The sequence below is a fragment of the Rhodoferax sp. genome, assembly GCF_014859475.1.
Taxonomy (GTDB): Bacteria; Pseudomonadota; Gammaproteobacteria; order Burkholderiales; family Burkholderiaceae_C; genus Rhodoferax.
The window spans coordinates 1-3,369 of sequence record NZ_JACUUE010000244.1 but is presented as its reverse complement, the minus strand read 5'-3'; the positions used below and the strand labels follow the sequence as shown (position 1 = coordinate 3,369).

At 60.3% G+C, this 3,369-nt stretch carries 3 protein-coding genes; 1 reads left to right on the top strand and 2 read right to left on the bottom strand.

Annotated elements, in window-relative coordinates; translation table 11 throughout:
• On the bottom strand, positions 1-2,519 hold a 2,519-nt coding region (gene napA, locus IBX54_RS13780; protein WP_296543229.1), incomplete at its 3' end, for a nitrate reductase catalytic subunit NapA.
• Positions 2,495-2,770: a chaperone NapD gene (locus IBX54_RS13775; RefSeq protein ID WP_296543228.1), complete on the bottom strand. Its 276-nt coding sequence runs from the start codon at positions 2,768-2,770 to the stop codon at positions 2,495-2,497. The genes IBX54_RS13775 and napA, both read right to left, overlap by 25 nt.
• 193 nt (positions 2,771-2,963) lie before the next feature.
• On the opposite strand from IBX54_RS13775, the gene IBX54_RS13770 reads away from it, so the two are divergent.
• Positions 2,964-3,356, top strand: coding sequence for a glutathione S-transferase N-terminal domain-containing protein (locus IBX54_RS13770; RefSeq protein ID WP_296543227.1), 393 nt, complete (start codon positions 2,964-2,966; stop codon positions 3,354-3,356).
• Positions 3,357-3,369 lie beyond the last annotated feature (13 nt).

The window sequence follows — 3,369 nt, the reverse complement described above, 5'->3', positions numbered from 1 at the left end:
GCCTTCACGACCTTGCAAGCGCATTTCTTGAAGTCGGTCTCTTTCGAGATCGGGCAAGTCGCGTCCAGGGTGAGCTTGTTAACCAAGCGGTGCTCGTCAAAGAACGGCATGAACACCATGCCGGGCGGCATTTTGTTGCGCCCGCGCGTCTCCACCTTGGTCGTGAGCTCGCCGCGGCGGGTGCTGACCTTGATGTTGTCGCCGCGCTGCAGGCCGCGCTTTTTGGCGTCGTCCGCGTTCATGTAAAGCCAGGCATCGGGCATGGCGCGGTACAACTCGGGCACGCGCCGCGTCATGCTGCCGGTGTGCCAGTGCTCCAGCACGCGACCGGTGGAAAACCACAGGTCGTACTCGGCATCGGGCTGCTCGGCGGCAGGCTGGTAGGGCAGGGCAAAAATCACCGCTTTGCCATCAGGTTTGCCATAAAAACGAATGTCTTCGCCCTTTTTCACATAGGGGTCGTAGCCCTCGCGGAAGCGCCACAGCGTTTCTTTTTGATCCACCACCGGCCAGCGCAAGCCGCGCGCATGGTGGTAGCTGTCAAAGGCGGCCAGGTCGTGGCCGTGGCCGCGGCCAAAGCTGGCGTACTCTTCAAACAAGCCTTTTTGCAGGTAGTAGCCGAGCTCTTTGGACTCGTCGTTGTCAAAGCCTTGCTGAATCTCGGCCAGCGGGTACTTATTGACCTGGCCGTTGGCGTAGAGCACGTCGTACAAGGTTTTGCCCTTGAGCTCGGGGGCTTTGGCCAGCACGTCGGCAGGCCACACTTCTTCCACCTTGAAGCGCTTGGAAAACTCGATGTATTGCCACAGGTCGCTCTTGGCCTGACCCGGCGCACGCACCTGCTGGCGCCAGAACTGGGTGCGACGCTCGGCGTTGCCAAAGGCACCTTCCTTTTCGCTCCACATCGCCGATGGAAGAATCAAATCGGCGGCCATGGCGGTCACCGTGGGGTAAGCATCAGACACCACGATGAAGTTGGCCGGATTACGGAAACCGGGCCAGATTTCTTCGTTGATGTTCGGGCCCGCCTGCATGTTGTTGGTGGTCGTGGTCCAGTAAAAGTTGAGCTTGCCGTCTTTCAACGCGCGGCTTTGTGCCACGGCGTGCAGGCCGACCCAGCCGGGAATGGTGCCGGCGGGCAGCTTCCAGAGTTTTTCAGCCGTCTCGCGGTGTTTCGGGTTATTCACCACCAGGTCAGCTGGCAGGCGGTGGGCAAAGGTGCCCACCTCGCGCGCCGTGCCGCAGGCGCTGGGCTGGCCGGTGAGCGAAAACGGGCCGTTGCCAGGCTCCGAGATTTTGCCCACCAGCAGGTGCACGTTGTAGATCATGTTGTTGACCCAACTGCCGCGCGTGTGCTGGTTAAAACCCATGGTCCAGGTGGACACCACCTTGGTCTTGGGGTCGGCATAAGTCTTGGCCAGCAGCGCCAACTGGTCTTTGGGCACACCGGAAATTTCGTGTGCCTTGTCCAGCGTGTACTCGGCCACAAAGGCCTTGAACTCGTCAAACGTCATCGGGCTGGAGGCCCCCGGGTTTCCCTTGGGCTTGCCGTCGGCGCCGGGGTAGCCATTGTTGCCTGCCAGCTGCTCCAGCGGGTGGTTCGGGCGCAGGCCGTAGCCGATGTCGGTCACGCCCTTGCGGAAGTTCACATGCGCCTTGACAAACGCCTCGTTGACCGAGCCGCTCTGGATGATGTAGTTGCAGATGTAATTCAAAATGGCCAGGTCAGACTGCGGCTTGAAGATCAGCGTGTTGTCGGCCAGTTCGCACGAGCGGTGGGTAAACGTGGACAGCACGTTGAGCTTGACGTGCTTGGCCGTCAGGCGCCGGTCGGTAATGCGGCTCCACAAAATGGGGTGCATCTCGGCCATGTTGGCGCCCCACAGCACAAAGGCGTCGGCGTGCTCGAAGTCGTCGTAGCAGCCCATCGGCTCGTCAATGCCAAAGGTGCGCATGAAACCTGCCACCGCGCTGGCCATGCAGTGGCGCGCGTTGGGGTCGATGTTGTTGGAACGAAAACCCGCCTTGAACAGCTTGGCTGCGGCATAGCCTTCCCAAATGGTCCACTGGCCCGAGCCGAACATGCCCACCGACCTGGGGCCATTGGCTTTGAGTGCGCTCTTGCACTTTTCTTCCATGATGTCAAAAGCCTGGTCCCAGCTGATGTGGGCAAACTCGCCGTTTTTGTCGAACTTGCCGTTCTTCATGCGCAGCAGCGGCTGCGTCAGGCGGTCTTTGCCGTACTGGATCTTTGACAAAAAGTAACCCTTGATGCAGTTCAAGCCCTTGTTGACCGGCGCATCCGGGTCGCCCTGGGTGGCCACGATGCGGTTGTCCTTGGTGCCAATCAGCACGCCGCAGCCGGTGCCGCAAAAACGGCACACGCCCTTGTCCCAGCGCACACCGTCGGCGCTGGGCGCGGCGGCCTGCGCCAGCGTGGCGGGCACGCTGATGCCGATCACGGTGGCTGCCGCGGTGACGGCGTTGGCTTTGATCAATTCACGACGGGTGACTTGCATGGTGCGATCTCCTGCTCTGGGTTGGATTCGTTTTGCTGAAAAACAAGTGCCATCGACAGCACGCCCTCAGTGCGTTCGATGGCTTCATAAGTGGCGGCGGCATTGCGGTCGCTGTCGGCCTCGATGCTGATGACCAGTTTGCCGTCAACGGTTGCGGCATGCACCTCCACGCCGGCCTGGCGGGCCAGCCAGGTGCGCAATGGGGCCGCCTGCTCGGGGCGGCAATAGACGATGGCGCTGGAAATGTTCATGGGGTCCTTGCGATTCAAAGCCAAGGGTTCCCCCCCTGCCTGTGCGCTAGTCTAGGCGTTTCGGGTGGCTAGAAACTTGAACCAGTTCAAGATACAAGGGCCTGATCAACCAAATCTGGAGCTTGCTTGATTTTTGTCAATCTACAGAATCTCCTGAGACAATGCCACTCTTTTCCATTGGCACGCTTTCCCCATGAAAACCCTCATCCGAACTTTCTTCAGAACCCTGCGCATCGTGCTTGGCCCCTTCATGCAGTTGTGGGAATTTGTGACCCGGCCCAAAGGTGTGGTGCGCGCGCCAGCGCTGCAGCAAGCCGTCAACCAGCAGTGCCAAAACCTGGCGCTATACCAGTTCACTACCTGCCCGTTTTGCATCAAGGTGCGCCAGGAAATGCGGCGCCTGTCCTTGCCCATTGAGCGCCTTGATGCGCAACATAACCCGCAAAACCGCGACGCTCTGCTCAAAGGCAGCGGCGCGCTCAAGGTGCCCTGCCTCAAGATCACCGACGCCAGCGGTCAAACGCAGTGGCTGTTCGAGTCGGGCGCCATCATCAGTTATCTGAATCAGCGCTTTGCTGCGGCTTGAATTTGACGGCGAC

Excerpts from the sequence above, each read along its gene's own strand:
- IBX54_RS13775 (WP_296543228.1), bottom strand. The coding sequence starts at position 2,770 with ATGAACATTTCCAGCGCCATCGTCTATTGCCGCCCCGAGCAGGCGGCC.
- IBX54_RS13770 (WP_296543227.1), top strand. The coding sequence starts at position 2,964 with ATGAAAACCCTCATCCGAACTTTCTTCAGAACCCTGCGCATCGTGCTT.